This is a genomic window from Octadecabacter antarcticus 307, assembly GCF_000155675.2.
GTDB classification, from domain to species: Bacteria; Pseudomonadota; Alphaproteobacteria; order Rhodobacterales; family Rhodobacteraceae; genus Octadecabacter; species Octadecabacter antarcticus.
On sequence record NC_020911.1, the window covers coordinates 2609378 to 2626830 of the forward strand.

Sequence of the window (17453 nt, forward strand, 5' to 3'; positions counted from 1 at the left end):
GCACATAACGTAACAATGTAAAAATCTGCAACACATCGTTGCTCTTGTAAGACCACTAGAGGTGCCACCGTCATGACCATTATATCAATGCATAACGTATCCAAGTTCTTTGGGGATTTTCAAGCTCTCAAAGACGTTTCTTTGGATGTGGTTCTGGGTGAGCGCGTTGTCATCTGTGGTCCATCTGGATCCGGAAAATCTACTTTAATCCGCTGTATCAACGGCCTTGAGGCGCATGAGGTCGGCGAGATTGTGGTTGATGGCACGACCCTAACGGACGCCCCTGCTAACCTGGAAAAAGTCCGTGGTACAGTTGGCATGGTCTTTCAGCAGTTCAATCTGTTTCCACATCTGACGGTCTTGGACAACCTGTGTTTGGGACCCCGCCGGGTGCTCGGACTGACGCAGGTCCAAGCGCGTGAACGTGCCATAACTTATCTTGAACGGGTGCAGATATCCGAACAGGCTGATAAATTTCCGCGCCAGCTCTCAGGTGGTCAGCAACAACGTGTTGCGATTGCAAGGTCGCTCTGCATGGAGCCACGGATCTTGTTGTTCGACGAACCAACCTCGGCATTGGACCCCGAAATGATCGCGGAGGTTCTTGAAGTTATGACCGAGCTGGCCCTGTCCGGTATGACCATGATTGTCGTAACGCACGAGATGGGTTTTGCCCGTCGGGTCGCCGACCGGATGGTGTTTATGGACAAAGGCGAAATCGTCGAGGTTGGCTCACCAGAAGATGTATTCAACGCGCCCAAATCCAAGCGATTTGCTCAATTCATCAAAAAAATCTTGAACCACTAGGTGAATGACCTTGAAAAAATTCCTAACCCTCGGCCTAATGTTGCTTCTGCTTTCTGGCTGTTCCGGCAATTGGGGCTGGTATGTGGTCGACCCTACAACGTCGTCTGGCTGGACCAATCTAAAATTTATGGCGTTTGGCGCGTACTACACGATCTTGATTTCGGTCACTTCGATCTTGATTTCGGTCGTTTTGGGCCTTCTTATTGCTCTTCCGGGCCTGTCGGAAAAACGTGGCTGGCGCATGTTCAACAGGACTTATGTTGAAATCGTCCGCTCAGTGCCAATCCTCGTGCTGATCCTTTGGGTCTATTACGGGCTTCCGACAGTTTCGGGCATCACACTTAGCGTATTTTGGTCTGGCGTGTTAGCATTAGCTCTCAGCGATAGTGCCTTTCAAGCTGAGATTTTTCGGGCGGGTATCCAGTCCATCGGGCGTGGCCAATACGAGGCGGCGCAGTCTGTCTCCCTGAATTATCGCGACACAATGCGCTACATTATCTTACCTCAAGCGATCCGACGAATCCTGCCTGCTCTCGGCAACCAACTCGTTTACATGCTTAAGATGTCGTCGCTGGTCTCAGTTATCGGGTTGCAGGAACTGACACGCAGGGCCAATGAGTTGGTTGTATCGGAATACCGGCCCCTCGAAATCTATAGCGTTTTGGTTCTACAATACCTTTTCCTTATCCTCATTGTTTCTGCTGGCGTGCGCTGGTTCGAACGACGCCTGAAAGCTAGCGACACCTGATGCAAACAGATGATCTGACAAAGGGTGCGATCGCGACCCACTTTCGTACTCTTGCGATCCCCGCTGCATTTGGAATGCTCTTTGCGACGTTATATAACGTCGTCGACGTTTATTGGGCAGGGCGATTGTCGACAGACGCGCAAGCTGGCCTTGCCATCGGATACCAAGCCTTCTTTGTCTTGATGGCAATCGGCTTTGGCCTCAGTTCCGCGCTCAGCGCGTTGGTGTCGAATGCCAAAGGCAGCGGTGACAGTTCACAGACCCAACGCCTTGCCGTACAAGGTATATCCTTCGGTATAATCGCGACTTTGGCATCAATGATTATCGGTTGGTTTATCGGACCATTGCTGATCAACCTAGTCTCTGAACCGGGCGCTTACCGTGATGCTGCTTTGGGTTACTTCAAGTTTCTGATCTTTGCCTTGCCCGGCTTTTTCCTCGCCTACGGCGGCAACGGTATTTTGCAAGCGCATGGCGATAGTCGCACAATGCAACGGGCAATGATGGTGGCATTCTTCGTCAATATTGGGCTAAATCCGATTCTGATGTTCGGGATTGATGGCATTTGGAACGGCATGGGCTTTAACGGTATCGCTGTCGCCACGATCATTAGCCAGACAGGCGTCATGGTATTTATCATCACGCGCATCCTGAAACTTGAGACGATGCAATCTGTTAACCTTAGCGCATTCTGGCCAGACCGCGCCAGCTTTATGCAAATTATTGGGCAACTAATCCCTGCCAGTTCAGCGATGATGGTTATGTTCGTGTCAGGGTTTGTGGTGCAATTCGCGCTCAAGGGTTTTGGTGGGCATGCGGTCGCGGCATACGGTATTGCGCTGCGGATCGAACAAATCCTGTTGCTACCTGTCCTCGGCATGACAGGCGCCTTGTTGCCAATCGCAGGACAAAATTTTGGCGCGAAAGACTTCGATCGCGTCCGCGCGGCAGTGCTGTTTTGTTGGAAGACCGGGTTAGCGATGACCCTGATTGCAACCCCGATCCTCCTATTTGGTGGTGGAAAAGCGATATCGTTGTTTTCGGACGATCCAGAGGTCATCCGCGTTGGTTTCAGCTATTTGCGGGTCGACGCATTTCTGTTCCCCATTTACATGATGCTGTTCTCAATCAACTCGCTCCTACAAGCGCTTAAGAGGCCTATCTGGACGCTTTGGATCAGCATCTACCGTCAAGGTTTTGGTGTCGCATTCTTTGTGTGGATGTTCATAAGCGTGCTGGATTTCAGCGTCTGGGGTGTCTGGCTGGGGATCGCAACCGCCGTCACAAGCGGTTGGGTCCTATCGCTTGTCGTGGCACAGCGTGTGGCTCGGGCAACCATGGGCGGCTTGTTGAAACCAGCTTGAAAACAGAGGTAGTCGCGAGAATTTAGACCATTTTCTAAGGTTGATCACATGACGAAAGAAGTAATCCAAAATGAAGAAACGAAAGAACCGCTCGCCCGATTTTAAGGCCAAGGTTGCTCTTGAATCCATCCGCGAGGAGATGACTTTGGCTGGCGGCGGATCAGAGAACGGGCCGGATTGACTGGGGCCCGTAAAGCCCCATCACTTCATTACTAGTCTCAACCGCCGCCATCTGATAGTTGGTCTTGTCACGGTTTAGTTCCCGTCTCTTTCGAGCAATGTTTGCTATGAAGGAGATAGAGAATGGCAAAGAGATACACAGATGAGTTTCGGCGTGATGCGGTGCGCATGGCGACGACGAGTGGGTTAACGCGGCCTCAACTTTCATCAGATTTAGGGGTTGGGCTTTCGACGCTGAACAAATGGGTTCAACAGCATCAACACGATGACCTGATGTCAGGACCGCATCAAGACGTTGAGAAGGAGAACACGCGGCTTCGCAAGGAAGTCCGTCTGCTGCGCGAGGAGAGGGAAGTGTTAAAAAAGGCGGCGATCTTCTTTGCAGGCCAAAGCCGGTGAGGTTTGCTTTCATCGACGTCTGGAAAGAAGAATGGCCAGTTGAGTTTCTGTGCCGCGTTATGCGGGTCACATCACGTGGTTTCCGCGCGTGGCGGGTTCGCCCGATGAGCCAGCGACAACGAGATGATATGGTGATCCTAGCTCATATCCGTGAACAGCATCGCTTAAGCCTGCAAAGCTATGGGCGGCCTCGGATGACCGAGGAACTGCAAGAATTGGGATTGAAGGTGGGCCATCGTAGGGTCGGACGTCTGATGGGCGAGAATGGCATCAAGATCATCAGAACCCAGAAGTACAAGGCGACAACGGACAGCAACCACACGTTCAACATCGCACCAAATCTGTTGGATCAAGATTTCTCAGCGACTGGCCCCAATCAGAAATGGGCTGGCGACATCAGCTACATCTGGACAAGTGAGGGCTGGCTGTATCTTGCCGTCATCCTTGACCTGTATTCTCGCCGCGTCATCGGCTGGGCTGTCAGTAACCGCATGAAGAAGGATCTGGCAATCCGGGCGTTAGATATGGCCGTTGCTTTGCGCCAACCACCGGAGGATTGCATTCACCATACGGATCGTGGTTCGCAATATTGCTCAAATGAGTATCAGAAGCGCCTGTCCAAGCACGGCTTCAAGATCTCGATGAGCGGCAAGGGAAATTGTTATGATTGTGAGTATGGTATTGCGGCTTGATGGCCTGACCCATGTTACGATTGACTGCGTGTCATTGTATTGACGTGTCGACCGTCAAGTCGCCCCGGCGACGGGTGAGATGTGACCTCATAGGAGCATGACGGGGACGCCCCATCACAGTCCTGTCCTCTCAGAATGTTGCCTGGGCATTCTCAACCTAAGGGGACAACATGAAGATCAGACATCCAATTATCATCGGCATCGATACGCATAAGGCAACACATGTTGCTGTCGCGATTGATACGCAAGGCACCCGCCTAGCAGCACTTTCCATCCCTGCGAACTCAAAGGGATATCTGGAACTGGAACGCTGGTCTTGTGGCCTGGGTCATGTCCAAGCTTTTGGAATCGAAGGGACGGGCTCTTACGGTGCCGGTCTATCGCGCTGCTTGCTTGCACAAGGGCACCATGTTGTTGAGGTTACGAGACCCAATCGCCAGCTGCGCTATACTCAAGGCAAGACCGACAGCCTCGACGCAGAAGGTGCCGCTCGGTCAGTTTTATCTGGACAGGCAAATTCCCGCCCTAAAACCCAAACGGGATCGTCGGAGATGATCAGGCATCTGAAGATAGCCCGTGACACGGCTGTTAAGTCACGTTCACAGGCGATGGTGACCCTGAAAACACTGATCATCAATGCACCAGCTGATCTGCGTGAAGTACTGGATCAGATCAAAGGTAAGATCGGATTGATCCGGCATATCGCGGCCTTCAGACCCGGTGATATACTTAATACATTAGCTTCTGCCAAAGCAGCCATGCGAGCTTTGGCACGACGGTGGCTATTGCTACATGAAGAGATTCTGGGTCACGATAAAGAACTGGAGCGACTTGTCATCAAACGCGCTCCGGACCTGATGCAATCCCACGGAATTGCGACAATGACAGTCGCAGAGATGCTAATCCTCGTTGGCGATGATCCCACGCGCATCCGATCTGAGGCTGCATTTGCCAAACTCTGTGGCGTTTGTCCCATCCCTGCATCAAGTGGGAAAACGCACCGTTTCCGTCTCAACAGAGGAGGAAACAGACAAGCCAACGCTGCGCTCTACCGTGTCGCCATCGTCAGGATGCGCAGCCACGAACCGACGCTTGCTTATGTCAAAAAACGTACGAAAGATGGCAAAAGCAAAAGCGAAATCATTCGATGCCTGAAGCGTTACATCGTCCGGGAGATTTACAGCCAACTCTGCGTGCCACAAACCATCAAAATTGCTGCTTGACGAATATAGGAGCTTCAACTCTATGGTTGAGACGTTCTTTAAATCCATCAAGGCTGAGCTGATCTGGCGTAACCGATGGGATACACGCCGTCAGGCAGAAGGTGCTATATTCCAGTATATCAACGGATTTTATAATCCAAGGCGCAGGCACTCGTCGCTAGGTGGTAAAAGCCCCTTGGCATTTGAACGAAAGGCCGCATAAAAGAGTTCAGAGACCGGAACGTAAGCGTGACAAGTCCAAGTGGCACACGACCTGATGTAGCGTCACACGTATTGAACTTCGTCCCTGTTCCCGGACATTGGGGTACTTTACCCCTGTCCGTGAAAGGGGCACCAAATGGGACAACAGCGGCGGAAGTACACAGACGATTATAAGGCCGGGGCAGTTGAGCGACTGTACGAGCCTGGGGCGACGCAAGGCTGCGTTGCCAAGGAGCTCGGGATTACTGGTCCACAGCTGAAGACGTGGCGGCTTTGTTGCACAAATCGCCCTTATGGCGTGCTTCCCCTGACCCCTGACGGATTCAGCCTACAGTAACGGTGTTTGGGATGCCAAGGGCGGTGAAGCCGTTGAGTATCGCGGCACGGATTTGGACTTCCGCAACTTGCCGGTCAAAGTCTCGTGCGGCCAGGCGCTGCCCGAGTAGTTTCAAACAATGCATCTTTGTCTCAACACGACTCCTGCGGTGGTATCCGCTCAAGCGACGCCATTGAGCGCGGCCGAGATCCTTTGAGGACTGTACCGCTTCGTTTCGGGCTCTGGCCCCCAGCGTATCCGGCTTCCATAGCTTGGCATTCTTGCGTGGCGGGATGACAGCACGGGCATTGCGGGCCGCAATCGCATCATGGCATTTGCGGGTGTCATATGCCCCATCTGCTGTGACACTGCCAATCTTCTGATCTGGTGTGATCTGACCGAGAAGGTTGGGCAACATGGGTGGGTCTCCAATGCTGCTACTCGTCACTTCGACCGCGCGTATCTCCAACGTTTCTTCATCAATCCCTATATGTATCTTGCGCCACACCCGACGTTTCGGCCCGCCATGCTTGCGAGCGTTCCACTCACCTTCGCCCTCAACTTTGATGCCGGTACTGTCGATAAGGAGGTTTAGCGGGCCCTTTGAGCCCTGATACGGGATGGTAACCGATAGCCTTTTCTGACGCCGACATAACGTGCTGAAGTCTGGGACCTCCCAGTCAAGGTCGATCAATTTCAACAGGCTTTCCACAAAGCCCGTCGCCTGCCTCAAAGGCATTCCGAACAGCACTTTCAACGTGAGACAGGCTTGGATCGCCGCATCGCTATAGCGTGGCTGGCGGCCCCGTTTGCCCCCCTCTCATGGTTTGCAAACAAACCACTGCCGGGCAACGGTAGGCGCAGCTTTCCAAGTGACCTCTGGGTTAAACCAAATGGTCAGTGACCCGCGTCGCTTCAGGGCCTTGTTATACTCAGGCCAGTTCCTCGTGCGGTAAATCGGGGCGATAGGTTTACTCATGACGCCAGCTACCATGCTGGATTTACAACATGAATCCCTGATACGAGACTATTTGTGCAACAAAGCCATGTGTATCCGTCCCGATGCAGCAGTTTCAGTGCTGACTTACTCAAGCTTGTTTCCTCACTTTCAAACAATATCTTTTTTTCACTAACTACTTGTGCAGTAATTTTTTCGTTGTTCGAATAATTTATAATATCGCCAATTTTCAAACCAGCATCAGTCAGTTTAAATGTTTTACGTGGCCTACGTGTTGCTTTTTCGAGCGCTTTTATGCCCTCTTCGTCCTCTGCAATGTCACCTTTTGGCGTAACATCTAGTCCACGTGTTAGCTTAAGAGCAGCAATTACGCGCTGTGGATCAATTTCAAAAAACTCGCGCGTCGTTCGTGTTCTGTGATCAGCAAACGCTTGATGTACAAGTTTTTCAACTTCTGCTTCGTCTTCAACTTCAACGGCATAAACACATCTAAACGGTAACGGTACACTTGTATTGTCAAGCTGACGCAGGCGCTGAACTAAATTCGTCGTTCTACCAATCTTCACATAATTTTCAAAAGCTGGATTTGTAAGTACATAAACTGTGGCCATCTTTTTTTGTGTCCCACTCCAAACATGCTGTAAATGCTATCGTTATGCTAATTTCACTAATTCAATACGTCAATGATATCAAAGCGCTGCTACTAATCTGCTAGCCATAAAAAAAGGGCTCGCAAAATGCGAACCCTTTGTTTTAATTGTATAATACGCTCGTTCGTACTTAGCGCTTGGAAAACTGGAAGCTCTTACGGGCTTTCGCTTTACCGTACTTTTTACGTTCAACAACACGGCTGTCGCGGGTGATGAAACCGGCGGCCTTTAGGGCTGCACGCAAGGTCGGGTCGAACAATTGTAGCGCCTTGGAAATGCCGTGCTTAACCGCACCAGCTTGACCGGACAGGCCGCCGCCTTTGACAGTTGCCATGACGTCAAACTGACCAGCAACGCCGGACACTTCGAACGGCTGCAACAAGATCATGCGCAACACTGGGCGTGCGAAATAGACCGTTTGGTCGCGACCGTTGACGATGACCTTGCCGGACCCTGGTTTGATCCAGACACGGGCAACTGCATCTTTACGCTTACCGGTGGCGTACGAGCGACCAAGCGCGTCTTTAACGACTTCGCGTTGGATGGTTGTGATCGCAGGTGCCGCGTCGACAGTTTCGATGCTGCCTGCAACTTGGCCCAGTTCTTCGAGGGAGTTTACTTGATCGGCCATTAGCTTTGTGTCCTCGTATTCTTTTTGTTCATCGACGCAACGTCGAGAACCTCGGGCTTTTGAGCTTCCATACCGTGCTCTGTGCCGGCGAACACACGCAGGTGTGTCATCTGCACGCGGGACAAACGGTTGCCAGGAAGCATGCGCTTGACGGCTTGCATGACGACACGCTCGGGGTGCTTGCCCTCAAGAATCTCACCGGTTGTACGGGACTTGATGCCACCAACGGTGCCAGTGTGCCAATAGTTCGGCTTGTCACGCTTGTTGCCGGTCAGCTGGATTTTTTCAGCGTTGATGACAATCACGTTGTCGCCCATATCCATGTGCGGTGTAAAAGACGGCTTATGCTTGCCGCGCAGACGCATGGCGATAACGGAAGCAAGACGGCCCAAGATAACGCCTTCAGCGTCAACCAGGATCCATTTCTTCTCGATATCTGCCGGAGTAGCAGAGAAGGTTTTCATCGGTAATTCCTAAGTGTTTGGACCAGCCCCAAAAAAGATTGGTGGTAATCCGATATTTGATTTGGCGGTTATAGCTGGGTCTGTCGTGCAGTCAAGCGTCAAGAAGCGCAATAAAGCAAGCCTTTTCAGACACTTAATAAAACGGTATCATTTTACCCCATAAAATTTAAGAATTTGGCGGTATCGAATAGGTCAGCGACGCGCGCGCAACAATTTTATCTGGCGCGGCATCACTGAATATACGCCCTTCGCAGACCGCCAACGCGCGGCCAAGCTTCAGCAGCTCCATCCGGCACAGCAATCGACCCGCTAAAGGTTTACGCATAAAATCGATCGAACAATTTGTGGTGACGGCCAAGGCCACGGGCCCAAGCGCTGCTAGAATGCAAAAATAGGCGCAGACATCTGCCAATCCGAACATCGATGGACCCGAAACAGTGCCGCCGGGTCGCAAGTGCTTATCGGACGCGATCAGCGCCATGGTCACAAACGGCGGTGCGACGGCAACAAATTCGAAATCACCGGCGGCCTGCGGGAAATCGCGTACCAAAAACGCCTGTAGCGCTGCAATGTCCATCTTCATTTCCATAGCAATCCTCAATCCCACAACCTACACTTGATTTGTAAATGAGCTTGGCCCCCAACGCGAGACACAAGATGCCCCACCTGACCCGCACCGACGCAAACGGTATCGCCCACATCGAAATGACCGCACCTGATCGGCTGAACGCCCTGAGCGATGGAATGATCGCTGCGTTGCAATCGCAATTTGACAGCCTGATGGTTGATCAAGAGACCAGCGTCGTGATCTTGTCTGGCGCTGGCAAAGCGTTTAGCGCCGGCCATGATCTGCGTGAAATGCAGGCCGCACGGCAAAATGCGGACGGTGGTGCGACGGATTTTGGTGATCTGTTCGACCGCTGTGCGACCATGATGCAGGCAATCCAGTCCCTCCCCCAACCTGTCATTGCACAGGTCCACGGCATTGCCACTGCCGCAGGCTGCCAACTGGTCGCCACCTGTGATCTGGCGGTGGCTGCGCATAGCTGTAAATTCGGCGTCAACGGCGTCAACATTGGGTTGTTTTGTTCGACCCCTATGGTGGCATTAACCCGCAATATTGCCCGCAAACAGGCGTTCGAAATGCTCACAACGGGGCGATTCATCGGCGCTGTTGAGGCGCAAACGCTGGGCCTCATCAATAAATCAGTCGCTGACGGAGATCTCGCCAGAGAAACCCGCGCGCTTGCCCAGACCATTGCCAACAAATTGCCCATTGCCGTAAAAACAGGCAAACAGGCGTTTTACGCACAAGCACAGATGACCACTGCCGACGCTTACGCCTACACGGGCGCGCGCATGGTCGAAAATATGATGGATGCCCAAACCAGCGAAGGCATCAACGCCTTCCTTGAAAAGCGCGATCCGGATTGGTAGTAAACACAGCGCAACACTGACACGCCAATAAACCTCAGCGTGATTAGAACGGCGCTTAACGCGATCAACGCTTGCGCCGCACCGATGCCAAACATGACACCGCCAACCGCAACGCGACAACGCCCACCAATATGCCCGTCAGGCACAACATCAATGTGCGCCAGTTGGTGTTCCTTTCATCAAGGCGCATCAAAACTAGCCGCCCCACAACCTGCGTGGGCCCGATGATCGATGTGGCCAACACCGCCACGGGCGGCGCTGCACCCAGATCCGTGAACACAGGGATCACAAAGGCTATCAGCATCCAGTGGTTAAGGGACAGCAGCGCCAAAAATCCGCCCAAAATCCTGAACCACAAGCTGCGCGGCGCGCGCGACCAGCCTTTATCGACCAACCGCCCGACAAACGGCGACAACACCCCTGCCAGAATAATCGCAAACGTCGGCCCTAACGCCAGTGTGGCATTCGATCAGCCCAGATCAGCATTCCATTACACGATCAACGCCGCAAACAGGTAATATAAACAGCCGCATCCTAGTGTCTGCGTGACGGCGAGCCCAAGATCGCCTCCCGCCGGTCCATCCCACTAGAGCCCGTAAAGGCCGTTAAACTTTTCCTCGAGGTAGGCCAGCAATGGCGCCTCCGATGGGGCCGTACCGCAGGCCTTCTCGATAACCTCACGCGGAGTATAAAGCCCGCCGTGTTGTTGCACATTATCGCGCAACCAACTTGTCGCATGGGACGTGTCACCGTGCGCCAAAGCGACGTCCACATCGGGCACTGCTGTGCGCATGGCGTCGTTCAGACAACCAGCATAAACATTGCCCAAGCTATAGGTCGGAAAATAGCCGAACAGCCCGACTGACCAATGCACATCCTGCAAAACACCATTGCTCGCCTTATCAACGGCAAAACCAAAATCAGCCTCAAACCGTTCGTTCCAAGCCGCCTCAAGATCATCGACCTCGATATCGCATGCGATGATCGCGCGTTCCAGATCAAAGCGCAGCATAACGTGCAGGTTATACTGCACCTCATCAGCCTCGGTCCGGATATAACCATTTTCGACGCGGTTGACTGTTGCGTAAAACGCATCCTCATCTGCAATGCCAAAATCACCGAATGCGTCTCGCATCTGACCATATAGCCAACCGGTAAATGCACGCCCCCGCCCGATCTGGTTCTCATAGATGCGGCTCTGGCTTTCATGCACGCCCATCGACACGCCCTGCCCCAACGGGGTCAGCAGGTAGTCGGGATTGATGCCCTGCTCATAGGCTGCATGGCCAACCTCATGAATGGTCGAATACAAGCAATTAAACGGATCAGTTTCAGATGTGCGCGTGGTGATCCTCACATCAAGACCCGAGCCGCTGGAAAACGGATGCACCGCCTTATCAACGCGCCCCTTCGCCATGTCATAGCCAAATGTCTTGGAAATCTTACGGCTAAGTTTCATCTGCGCGCCTTCATCGAATTTCCCTGACAAAGCGGCAGGCGCTGGCGCATCCAACACAGCCGCGCGTAACGCAACCAAACGCGGGCGCAACGCTACAAACATCGCCGACAATTCTACCTCCGTCGCGCCAGCCTCGTAATCATCGAGCATGGCGTCGTAAACATCACCGCCCGCTGACAGCGCAGCCCCCTCTTCGCGCTTCAGCGACACGACCTCTTTCAACACAGGCGCGAACGCCTTGAAATCATCGGCCGCACGCGCCTCTGCCCATTTTCCCTGAGCCTCAGACGTCACCCGCGCAATTTCGCTGGCAAGTTTCGCCGGAACCTTACTGGCACGCTCGAATGACCGCCGGATATGGCGCAACTGCGCAACCTCGACCTCACCGCTGGTTTCAGCCTCAGCCAGCCAATCGGCGACCTTTAGATCGGTGCGCCGCGCATGTAACACTGCCTCCATCGCGGCCATTTCTTCCCCGCGCTGGGGGGCGGCATCGCGCGGCATCATCGTCTCTTGATCCCACCCCAAACGACCAGCCACTTGTGACAATGCTTCGGTCTCGCGCTGGAACGCCATCAGATCATCATAAGCAGCCATGGTTTATCGTCCTCTAATGAATTGGGGGATCGGATAGCGCGACAAATATTGCGCACGTAAAACAGCGACCCACAACAGGATTGCTGTAAATTGGTGCACAATCGCGATGTTGGCAGGTGCGGAATACAAAACCGTCACAACGCCAATAACCATCTGCAGCGTCATGACCACCATCATAAAATTGAACACGACCCGCGTCTGATTGTTAGACGATTTGCGCCCACGTAACCAGACAAGCACGGTGAAAATGAACAGTAAGTAGGCAGACATGCGGTGGATAAATTGCACCAGCCCCGCGTCTTCAAAGAAATTGCGCCACAGCGGGGTGATCTGGAATGGATCTGGCGGGAAAAAGCTTGCTCCCGTGCCTGTGGTCATCAGCGGCCAGTTTGGGAAATCACGCCCTGCGTCGATTCCAGCCACCAATGCGCCAAGGATAATCTGCGAGAAGACAAAATACATCAATCCCGTGGACAGCCTGAACAACTCCACATCCCCAACACGCCGCGCCCGCATCAAATCCGCCTCTCGGCGGCCCAGCAAAAATACATACCATGCAATGAACCCGAGGATGACAAACGCAAGGCCAAGGTGCGTGGCGAGGCGATAAGAAGCCACATCGACCATCCCGGCCTCTAGGCCTGATGACACCATCCACCAGCCGATCGCGCCCTGCAATCCACCCATTGCCCCAATCAGCACCAATCGCCCGGTCCAACCGACAGGAATTTGGCGCCGTGCTAGAAAATAAAAGAACCCCAATGCCCAGACGAGGCCGATGACACGCCCCAACTGGCGATGCCCCCATTCCCAATAATAGATTACTTTGAACTCGGACATCGACATGCCAGCGTTCTGTTCAATATATTCCGGTATCAGCTTGTAAGCCGCAAATTCGGACTCCCAGCCGGCGGCATTCAGCGGCGGCAACATGCCAGACACAGGCGCCCATTCGGTGATCGACAGTCCACTATCCGTCAGCCGCGTTAGCCCACCCACGGTGATTATTGCAACCACCAGCGCGAACAACATCATCAGCCAAACACGGATCGGCCCGCGTGCGCCTTTTGCGCGCGCATCGATCCCGCCAGGGGCTGCCAAGGGCTTTTGGATGTCGCTCACATGTTCAAAAATATTACGCGCCTTGGTCGCCATCTCATACCTCGCTTTGCTGAGCTGGAACTTATGCCGCGCCATGGCGCTCGGCAACCCGCCAGACCAATTCGCCACACCCCCTTCTCTCATGCTGTCTTTATATCAAAGATATCCCAGGGGAGTCGCACCGCGACGGGGGCAACGCCCCTTGTTTCCTTGCGCACCGCAGGTACGCCCCGCTCGCGGCACGCGCAAACATGACCTCGGCGCGCGCAGACCCGTCAGGTCTTCCCACGCAACAACTGGCGCAACATGCCATGCAACATTTGCACGTCCGCCCGCGTCATTGGCATGCGGCTCCACAGGTTGCGCAGGTTAACCTTCATGCTGTCCGCTTTGTGCTCGGGATAAAAGAACCCTGCATCGTTCAACCGATCTTCATAATGGCGCGCCAAAGCTTCGATATCGCGTTGATCGGCGGGTTCAACGGTTTGCCCCTGCACGACAACATCCACGACCTCAGCAACCGCACGCCGCCATTCATACCCAACCAGCAAAACGCACTGGGCGAGGTTTAGGGACGGGAAATCCGGATTAACCGGCACGGTGATAATCGCATTGGCATGGGCGATATCGGAGTTGTCCATCCCAGACCGTTCCGGCCCAAATATCACTGCGACCTTTTCACCACGTGCGATCCGCGCGGCGGCATCCCGCATCGCCGCTTCGGGCGAAAACACCGGTTTGGTCAGTTCGCGCGGGCGCGCTGTCGTTGCGTAAACATAGGTTCGGTCTGCGATCCCTGACGCCACATCATCGGACACCTCAGCCTCATCCAGAAGCCGACCAGCGCCAGATGCCATGGCGACAGCTGCCGGATTGGGCCATCCATCGCGCGGCGCCACGATCCGCATCCGATCAAGCCCAAAATTCCACATCGCACGCGCAGCCGCGCCAATATTTTCACCCATTTGCGGGCGGATCAGCACAATCGTGGGCTGTGGGGCGTCTGTGGGCATGCCATCTCTCCAAATTTCAGCGCTGACGTAGCCCACCCCTATTCAATACGCAACATGGGCGCTATAGCGGGCCGACCCGTAAAGGACTTCATTATGACCAACGACATGACCGATGACGAAAAAGAACAGCCACAGATCTATTTGATCACCCCGTCCGAGTTTGACCTCACGACTTTTCCAGATCTGCTCGCGCGTTGTCTTGATACGGTTGATATCGCCTGTGTGCGCCTGTTACTTGGCACCACAGATGACATCCGCATCGCCAAATCCGCTGATGCCTTGCGCGTGATCACCCACGAACGCGATGTGGCGCTGGTGATCGACAGCCATGTGTTGATGGTTGAACGTCTTGGTCTGGACGGGGTGCATCTTACGGACGCGGCCCGCACGATCAAAACCGTGCGCAAAGACCTAGGCGCCGATGCCATTATTGGCACAAATTGCTACGCGTCACGCCACAACGGTATGACGGCCTGCGAACTGGGCGCGGACTACATCAGCTTTGGCCCTGTTGGTGAAACCAACTTGGGCAATGGCCATCGCGCCGAACTGGAATTATTTCAGTGGTGGTCTGAGATGATTGAAGTGCCTTGCATTGCCGAAGGTGCGTTGGACGACGCCCTCATTCGCACCTTTGCGCCGCATGCGGATTTCTTTGGGTTCGGTGATGAAGTTTGGGCCTCTGACGATCCCGCAGCGACCCTAAGAACCTTTGCCGCTGCAATGATCTAAATAATCTGCATGTCCATCCCGCACGACACGTTCCAGATGCGCCGCCAGTGCTTTGCGGTCACCAAAATCCGCGACCTTAACTGGATCATGATAAATCACCGTCACGCTGCCTTGCGGTGATTGCGCCAGTGTTGCCAGCAAATGCGGGACAAAATCCATCTCCCCCCACCAACCGTAGTGGCGTAAATCAACGCCAACCGGTGCATGGTAGACAACTGACACTGGCTGTATCGCCAACGTGTCGCGCAACGCAGCATCAAAAAACGCCGCAAACAGCGTTGGCTTGAACACCAACACCTGTAACCCGTCCGTCGACGTGCCTTCGGGAAAAAATAGTAACTTATGCCCGTGGGCAAGCCGCTGACGGAGTACGTCGACCTGTGCGGCGGCCTTTGTGCGATCACGTGCGACGAAAACGGCACCTGTGGCGCGGGCCAGCCAGCCAATGCCGGGCCAGTCTGCAACCTCAGCTTTGCTGACAAAATAAATCCGTTTGCCGGCATTCAGCGCAAAAATATCAAGCCACGATGAATGGTTCGCGACAACAGCCCCAGCACCAGCCATCGGTGTGCCAATGCTGGTATAGCCTATGCCCATCAGTACAAACGCCGTGCGACAGACAAACTGGGTGATGTAAGGTGTCACAGGCCGCCCCTGCCCGAACAGCGGTCGTTCAATGAGGCGCAGCAATAACAGCAACGCCAAGCAGCCAAACGTCACCACCCCAACCGCCACACCGCGCAATATGACACGCACCCAGCCCATCGGCGTGATCGTGTGGGATGGCGGCAAATCGTCAGATGTCCAGGTCATCACGTGCTCCATACAGCGCCGCCTGTCGTGGGTTCATGCGCGCCAGGTCCAAGATCACACAGACATCCGTTGTTTTAAACGCATGATCCACAAACGCGCCGTCGCCGATAAAACCACCAAGCCGCAGGTAAGCTTTGATGAGTGCGGGCACCTGTTTCATAGCCCCAACACGGTCCTGAATAACGCCGCGATCCAACGCTTCATATGTGTTGGATCGTACACGAATATCGCGCGGCGCAAGATGATCGCGGTGCAAAAGTGACAATGGCGGCGTCAAAGCATCCAAATCAGTACCACGAAAACTGGCGACGCCGAACAAAACCTCAATCTTGCGGTCGCGCACGATCTTAGCCAACCCCTGCCACAGATGCATCATGCCAGAGCCACCACGATAATCCACGTGTAAACAGGACCGTCCAAGTTCCAGTAAAGTGCGCTGCGACCCGATCAATGGGGCCAGATCAAATTCGCCTTGCGAATAAAATTGCCCTGCGGATTTGGCGCCGCGACTGTCCATCAATCGATAAACACCAACAACACGCTCCCCCACCCGGCGCGCCATATCAAGCAACAACAACTGCTCCGTGTGATCATCAAAGCAATCCGTCTCAAGACGCGCATCATGATCAATCAGCGGACCATCCGCACCAAATTCGTCAACAAACACACAATACCGCAACGCCTGCGCCTCGCGCACGTCAGCCGCAGTTTGCGCCAAGCGCACCGCAAACTGAGACGTCGACTTTGCCGTTTCTCGGTAACTTTTCTGTATCATTCTCATATCATTGGGCTTTTTCGCAAACGACGCGCCAGTATCGCGCCATGAGAGACACCATAACCCTTGTGCGGCCCCGAAAGCCCCAGTACACTTATTGCGTGTATATTAACCAAAGGACACAATCACGAGATTTATCTGCGCCTCGTCGATGACGACCTTACCGGCGTCGCGAAAGTTAATTGTTACCTTACCGCCCACAGCGGACTGGACCTGCCCCAACCCCCAATCTGGCTGGGTCGGGTGTTTTACAATCATCCCGGGTTCAAAAATTGACGGCCCTGCCATTTATCCGGAGCTCCTAATTGTCAAATCTTAACGCCCTTATCGGCTCTCGTATCTGTCATGACCTCATTAACCCATTGGGCGCGATCGGCAACGGGATTGAATTACTCGGCCTCGCGGGTGTTGCAGTAGGGCCCGAAATGGCGCTGGTGTCCGAAAGCGTCGAAAACGCCACGGCCAAGATCTAATTCCTGCGTCTGGCCTTTGGTGCAGCGACGCACGCTCAAACCGTTTCACGGGGCGAAATCCTCAGCACGCTTGAGGCCATGGCCCGCGGCGGTCGGCTGAGTTATTCGTGGAATGTCGCGGGGGATCCGCCCCGTCTTGACGTGCGAACCGCACTTTTGTCGATGATGTGCGTGGAAACAGCGCTGCCTCTGGGCGGTGATATCGAAATCACTTTGGATCAAAATAATTGGCAGATCACTGCAAGTCACGATCGCCTGACCCTTGATCCCGACCTTTGGCTTCCGCTGAACAAGGGCACGTATCAGAGCGACCTTAGTGCCGCCCAAGTCCACTTTGGACTGCTGCCAGAAATGGCGCATGAGGCTGGGCGCACCCTGACCCTGACCCATGGCACCGATTGGGTGACTATCAGCTTTTGA

20 protein-coding genes and 3 pseudogenes are annotated in these 17453 nt (G+C 53.9%); 11 read left to right on the forward strand and 12 right to left on the reverse strand.

Features of this window, described 5'->3' with window-relative positions; translation table 11 throughout:
• Positions 1-72: 72 nt before the first annotated feature.
• The 7 genes and pseudogenes from OAN307_RS13155 (at position 73) to OAN307_RS26460 (ending at position 5951) form a co-directional block, all read left to right on the forward strand.
• Positions 73-807 (forward strand): amino acid ABC transporter ATP-binding protein, encoded by a 735-nt coding sequence (locus OAN307_RS13155; RefSeq protein ID WP_015500198.1) that lies wholly within the window; start codon positions 73-75, stop codon positions 805-807.
• A gap of 10 nt (positions 808-817) precedes the next feature.
• On the forward strand, positions 818-1555 hold the full coding sequence (locus OAN307_RS13160) for an amino acid ABC transporter permease (protein ID WP_015500199.1): 738 nt from the start codon (positions 818-820) through the stop codon (positions 1553-1555).
• Complete coding sequence (locus OAN307_RS13165; protein ID WP_015500200.1) at positions 1555-2919, forward strand: MATE family efflux transporter; 1365 nt, start codon at positions 1555-1557, stop codon at positions 2917-2919. Before OAN307_RS13160 ends, OAN307_RS13165 begins: the two co-directional genes overlap by 1 nt.
• 303 nt (positions 2920-3222) lie before the next feature.
• Positions 3223-4166: pseudogene (locus tag OAN307_RS13175) on the forward strand (IS3 family transposase); the annotation flags it as partial.
• A 194-nt stretch (positions 4167-4360) separates the two neighbouring features.
• Positions 4361-5413 carry an IS110 family RNA-guided transposase gene (locus OAN307_RS13180; RefSeq protein WP_015498857.1) on the forward strand — a complete coding sequence of 351 codons (1053 nt, stop codon included), beginning with the start codon at positions 4361-4363 and terminating at the stop codon, positions 5411-5413.
• Between the two features lie 16 nt (positions 5414-5429).
• Positions 5430-5615, forward strand: a pseudogene (locus tag OAN307_RS26455) (IS3 family transposase); the annotation flags it as partial.
• 135 nt (positions 5616-5750) lie between these two features.
• Positions 5751-5951: a transposase gene (locus tag OAN307_RS26460; protein ID WP_083903001.1), complete on the forward strand. Its 201-nt coding sequence runs from the start codon at positions 5751-5753 to the stop codon at positions 5949-5951.
• On the opposite strand, the pseudogene OAN307_RS13185 reads toward OAN307_RS26460, so the two are convergent.
• From OAN307_RS13185 to OAN307_RS13205, 5 genes and pseudogenes are all read right to left on the reverse strand, one after another.
• Positions 5938-6909, reverse strand: a pseudogene (locus OAN307_RS13185) (IS5 family transposase). The gene OAN307_RS26460 and the pseudogene OAN307_RS13185 overlap by 14 nt on opposite strands.
• An 8-nt stretch (positions 6910-6917) precedes the next feature.
• Complete coding sequence (locus OAN307_RS13190) at positions 6918-7499, reverse strand: GIY-YIG nuclease family protein (protein WP_015500201.1); 582 nt, start codon at positions 7497-7499, stop codon at positions 6918-6920.
• Positions 7500-7668: 169 nt separating this feature from the next.
• Positions 7669-8169: a 30S ribosomal protein S9 gene (gene rpsI / locus OAN307_RS13195; RefSeq protein WP_015500202.1), complete on the reverse strand. Its 501-nt coding sequence runs from the start codon at positions 8167-8169 to the stop codon at positions 7669-7671.
• Positions 8169-8633, reverse strand: a complete 465-nt coding sequence (gene rplM / locus OAN307_RS13200) for a 50S ribosomal protein L13 (RefSeq protein ID WP_015500203.1) — start codon at positions 8631-8633, stop codon at positions 8169-8171. The genes rpsI and rplM overlap by 1 nt, the downstream gene beginning before the upstream one ends.
• A 166-nt stretch (positions 8634-8799) precedes the next feature.
• Positions 8800-9222, reverse strand: a complete 423-nt coding sequence (locus tag OAN307_RS13205; protein ID WP_044043703.1) for a PaaI family thioesterase — start codon at positions 9220-9222, stop codon at positions 8800-8802.
• 38 nt (positions 9223-9260) lie between these two features.
• Here OAN307_RS13205 and OAN307_RS13210 point away from each other — a divergent pair, with 38 nt between their 5' ends.
• A complete protein-coding gene (locus tag OAN307_RS13210) occupies positions 9261-10070 on the forward strand; it encodes an enoyl-CoA hydratase (RefSeq protein WP_015500205.1) in 810 nt (269 codons plus the stop codon).
• Between the two features lie 64 nt (positions 10071-10134).
• On the opposite strand, the gene OAN307_RS13215 is transcribed toward OAN307_RS13210, so the two are convergent.
• The 4 genes from OAN307_RS13215 to OAN307_RS13230 all read right to left on the reverse strand — a co-directional run bounded on the left by OAN307_RS13215 (position 10135) and on the right by OAN307_RS13230 (position 14240).
• Positions 10135-10485 carry a hypothetical protein gene (locus OAN307_RS13215; protein ID WP_015500206.1) on the reverse strand — a complete coding sequence of 117 codons (351 nt, stop codon included), beginning with the start codon at positions 10483-10485 and terminating at the stop codon, positions 10135-10137.
• 171 nt (positions 10486-10656) lie between these two features.
• Positions 10657-12126, reverse strand: a complete 1470-nt coding sequence (locus OAN307_RS13220) for a carboxypeptidase M32 (RefSeq protein ID WP_015500207.1) — start codon at positions 12124-12126, stop codon at positions 10657-10659.
• A gap of 3 nt (positions 12127-12129) precedes the next feature.
• Entirely contained in the window at positions 12130-13281 is a 1152-nt protein-coding gene (gene ctaA / locus OAN307_RS13225) for a heme A synthase (protein ID WP_044044739.1), read from the reverse strand.
• 221 nt (positions 13282-13502) lie between these two features.
• Positions 13503-14240: an RNA methyltransferase gene (locus OAN307_RS13230; protein ID WP_015500209.1), complete on the reverse strand. Its 738-nt coding sequence runs from the start codon at positions 14238-14240 to the stop codon at positions 13503-13505.
• 93 nt (positions 14241-14333) lie between these two features.
• Here OAN307_RS13230 and OAN307_RS13235 point away from each other — a divergent pair, with 93 nt between their 5' ends.
• Entirely contained in the window at positions 14334-14972 is a 639-nt protein-coding gene (locus OAN307_RS13235) for a thiamine phosphate synthase (RefSeq protein ID WP_015500210.1), read from the forward strand.
• On the opposite strand, the gene OAN307_RS13240 is transcribed toward OAN307_RS13235, so the two are convergent.
• From OAN307_RS13240 to OAN307_RS13250, 3 genes are all read right to left on the reverse strand, one after another.
• Complete coding sequence (locus OAN307_RS13240) at positions 14943-15785, reverse strand: lysophospholipid acyltransferase family protein (RefSeq protein ID WP_015500211.1); 843 nt, start codon at positions 15783-15785, stop codon at positions 14943-14945. The two genes, OAN307_RS13235 and OAN307_RS13240, sit on opposite strands and share 30 nt — an antisense overlap.
• Positions 15769-16560, reverse strand: a complete 792-nt coding sequence (locus tag OAN307_RS13245) for a GNAT family N-acetyltransferase (protein ID WP_015500212.1) — start codon at positions 16558-16560, stop codon at positions 15769-15771. The genes OAN307_RS13240 and OAN307_RS13245 overlap by 17 nt, the downstream gene beginning before the upstream one ends.
• Positions 16561-16668: 108 nt before the next feature.
• The gene (locus tag OAN307_RS13250; protein WP_044043708.1) at positions 16669-16848 is read right to left on the reverse strand and encodes a DUF3553 domain-containing protein; all 180 of its coding nucleotides are present in this window, start codon (positions 16846-16848) and stop codon (positions 16669-16671) included.
• Positions 16849-16865: 17 nt separating this feature from the next.
• Here OAN307_RS13250 and OAN307_RS28980 point away from each other — a divergent pair, with 17 nt between their 5' ends.
• Together OAN307_RS28980 and OAN307_RS25300 are read left to right on the forward strand one after the other, a co-directional pair.
• Positions 16866-17033 carry a hypothetical protein gene (locus tag OAN307_RS28980; RefSeq protein ID WP_187292463.1) on the forward strand — a complete coding sequence of 56 codons (168 nt, stop codon included), beginning with the start codon at positions 16866-16868 and terminating at the stop codon, positions 17031-17033.
• 57 nt (positions 17034-17090) lie between these two features.
• A complete protein-coding gene (locus tag OAN307_RS25300; protein ID WP_275450654.1) occupies positions 17091-17453 on the forward strand; it encodes a histidine phosphotransferase family protein in 363 nt (120 codons plus the stop codon).

Excerpts from the sequence above, each read along its gene's own strand:
- OAN307_RS13155 (WP_015500198.1), top strand. The coding sequence starts at position 73 with ATGACCATTATATCAATGCATAACGTATCCAAGTTCTTTGGGGATTTT.
- OAN307_RS13165 (WP_015500200.1), top strand. The coding sequence starts at position 1,555 with ATGCAAACAGATGATCTGACAAAGGGTGCGATCGCGACCCACTTTCGT.
- OAN307_RS13180 (WP_015498857.1), top strand. The coding sequence starts at position 4,361 with ATGAAGATCAGACATCCAATTATCATCGGCATCGATACGCATAAGGCA.
- OAN307_RS26460 (WP_083903001.1), top strand. The coding sequence starts at position 5,751 with ATGGGACAACAGCGGCGGAAGTACACAGACGATTATAAGGCCGGGGCA.
- OAN307_RS13190 (WP_015500201.1), bottom strand. The coding sequence starts at position 7,499 with ATGGCCACAGTTTATGTACTTACAAATCCAGCTTTTGAAAATTATGTG.
- rpsI (WP_015500202.1), bottom strand. The coding sequence starts at position 8,169 with ATGGCCGATCAAGTAAACTCCCTCGAAGAACTGGGCCAAGTTGCAGGC.
- rplM (WP_015500203.1), bottom strand. The coding sequence starts at position 8,633 with ATGAAAACCTTCTCTGCTACTCCGGCAGATATCGAGAAGAAATGGATC.
- OAN307_RS13205 (WP_044043703.1), bottom strand. The coding sequence starts at position 9,222 with ATGGAAATGAAGATGGACATTGCAGCGCTACAGGCGTTTTTGGTACGC.
- OAN307_RS13210 (WP_015500205.1), top strand. The coding sequence starts at position 9,261 with ATGAGCTTGGCCCCCAACGCGAGACACAAGATGCCCCACCTGACCCGC.
- OAN307_RS13220 (WP_015500207.1), bottom strand. The coding sequence starts at position 12,126 with ATGGCTGCTTATGATGATCTGATGGCGTTCCAGCGCGAGACCGAAGCA.
- ctaA (WP_044044739.1), bottom strand. The coding sequence starts at position 13,281 with ATGGCGACCAAGGCGCGTAATATTTTTGAACATGTGAGCGACATCCAA.
- OAN307_RS13230 (WP_015500209.1), bottom strand. The coding sequence starts at position 14,240 with ATGCCCACAGACGCCCCACAGCCCACGATTGTGCTGATCCGCCCGCAA.
- OAN307_RS13235 (WP_015500210.1), top strand. The coding sequence starts at position 14,334 with ATGACCAACGACATGACCGATGACGAAAAAGAACAGCCACAGATCTAT.
- OAN307_RS13240 (WP_015500211.1), bottom strand. The coding sequence starts at position 15,785 with ATGACCTGGACATCTGACGATTTGCCGCCATCCCACACGATCACGCCG.
- OAN307_RS13245 (WP_015500212.1), bottom strand. The coding sequence starts at position 16,560 with ATGATACAGAAAAGTTACCGAGAAACGGCAAAGTCGACGTCTCAGTTT.
- OAN307_RS13250 (WP_044043708.1), bottom strand. The coding sequence starts at position 16,848 with ATGGCAGGGCCGTCAATTTTTGAACCCGGGATGATTGTAAAACACCCG.